1 protein-coding gene is annotated in these 1997 nt (G+C 71.8%); it reads right to left on the reverse strand.

The features are described 5' to 3' along the window. On the reverse strand, positions 1-1584 hold a 1584-nt coding region (locus ABD308_RS37530), incomplete at its 3' end, for a M4 family metallopeptidase (RefSeq protein WP_344345178.1). Positions 1585-1997 lie beyond the last annotated feature (413 nt).

Genomic DNA, 1997 nt, shown 5'->3' on the forward strand with positions numbered 1-1997 from the left:
GGCGCCCGCCACCGTGTTGTACTCGACGCCGCCGAGGCCGTAGAGGTCCTTGGCGGCGTTCAGGGTGGCGGTGCGGGCGGCCTTGTAGTTGGTGCTGGAGGTGAAGTACACCGTCAGCGCCCGGTACCAGATGGCGGCGGCCTTGGCGCGGCCGATGCCGGTGACGGTCGAGCCGTTGGACGTCGGGCTGTTGTAGCTGACGCCGTTGATCACCTTGGCGCCGCTGCCCTCGGCCAGCAGGTAGAAGAAGTGGTTGGCCACGCCCGAGGAGTAGTGGACGTCGATGCCGCCGATCCCGGAGTACCAGGAGTCCTTGGAGGAGCCGTCCTTGGAGGGCTTGTCCAGGTAGCGCAGCGGCTGGCCGTTGCCGAAGATGTTGATCTTCTCGCCGATCAGGTAGTCCGGCACGTCCACCGGCAGGTTGGCGTACCACTCCACCAGCGTCCCGAAGATGTCCGAGGTGGCCTCGTTGAGGCCGCCGGACTCGCCGGAGTAGGTGAGGTTGGCGGTCGCCGAGGTGACGCCGTGGGTCATCTCGTGGCCGGCCACGTCGATGGCGGTCAGCGGGTTGGCGTTGCTGGTGCCGTCGCCGTAGGTCATGCAGAAGCAGGAGTCCTGCCAGAACGCGTTGACGTAGGCGTTGCCGTAGTGCACCCGGTTGCTGGCGCCGACGCCGTTGTTCTTGATGCCGTTGCGGCCGAAGGTGTTCTTGTAGTAGTCCCAGGTGGCGCCGGTGCCGTACTGCGCGTCCACCGCGGCGGACTGGGTGTCGGACGCCAGCCCGTTGCCCCAGTTGTTGTCCGCGTCGGTGTACAGCGCGTTGCCGCTCTTGGCGTTGCCGGTCCACTGGTTGCCGCGGGTCGGGTCCTTGAGCTGGTAGGTGGCGCCGCTCTGGGTGGTGGTCAGGGTGACCGCCCCGACGTGCACGCCCTTGCCGGTGCCGGTCGCGGTCTGCACCTCCTCGTGGGTGGAGAGCACCTGGCCGGTGGCGGCGTCGGTGACCAGCCGCTGGCTGCTCGGAGTGCCGTCGGCCCGCTCGCCGTGCACCACGGTCCGGTACGCCAGCCGCGGGCTGCCGTCGCCCGCCCAGACCACCAGGGCCGGGGCGCTCGCGCCGTCGACCCGGGTGACCGGGGAGGCGTCCTGGTCGCTCGGCGCGATGCCGACGGTGGCCCGGACCGAGTCGACGGCCTGGGCGGAGGCGGTGCCGGCGGAGAGCGCCGGGGTGAGGCTCGGCAGCGCGAGCCGGCCGTCGAAGGCCCGGTCCACCGAGGCGATCGAGCCGTTCGCCTTCTGGTGGACGACGAGGTCGCCGCCGAGCACCGGCAGGCCGGCGTAGGTGCGGTCGTAGCGCAGGTGGCGGGTGCCGTTGGCGTCGACCACCACGTCCTTGACGACCAGCTGCTCCTGGCCGCCGAGGGCGAGCGCCTTCGCCACCGGCGCCGCCTGCTGGCCCGCCAGCGCGATGAGCGACTCGCGCTGCGGGACGGGGGCGGCCTGGGCGGGAGCGGCGGCGACCTGGATGGCGCCGGCCAGCAGGGCGGAGGCGGAGAGTACGGCGCCGACTGCAAGCTTTCGCTTCACGTACGGGGTTCCTTCCACGAAACCGCGGGTGCGCGGTCACGCCTCGTACCGGGGCGCCGGGGTCGGCGCCAGGGGGCGGTAGGGCGCGGACGTGCTGCTCCCGTGCGGCCTGACGCACCGTCGATGGGTGGGGACGGCGGGGCGTCGGACGGGGCTTTGGACAGAAGCATGACAATGCAGGTCGTGAAAGGACAGGGCGCCGCCGGGGTTTGGCCAGGTCTCGCCAAGACCCGTAAGGGTGGTGGTGATGGGGCGGTTGCCGGGCTGTGCGCGGTTCGTCCCCTGGCGGGATCCCGCCAGCGGCGGGGCTTGTCGGCACCGGTCCGCGTTGCTACGCGAACCCCGCCCCGAGCCGGAGCGCGGGGGTGCACGCCGGGCGTGGGGTGGTGAGTGGGGGGTGCGAATCGGACTTC

The organism is Kitasatospora putterlickiae (assembly GCF_039527695.1).
GTDB classification, from domain to species: Bacteria; Actinomycetota; Actinomycetes; order Streptomycetales; family Streptomycetaceae; genus Kitasatospora; species Kitasatospora putterlickiae.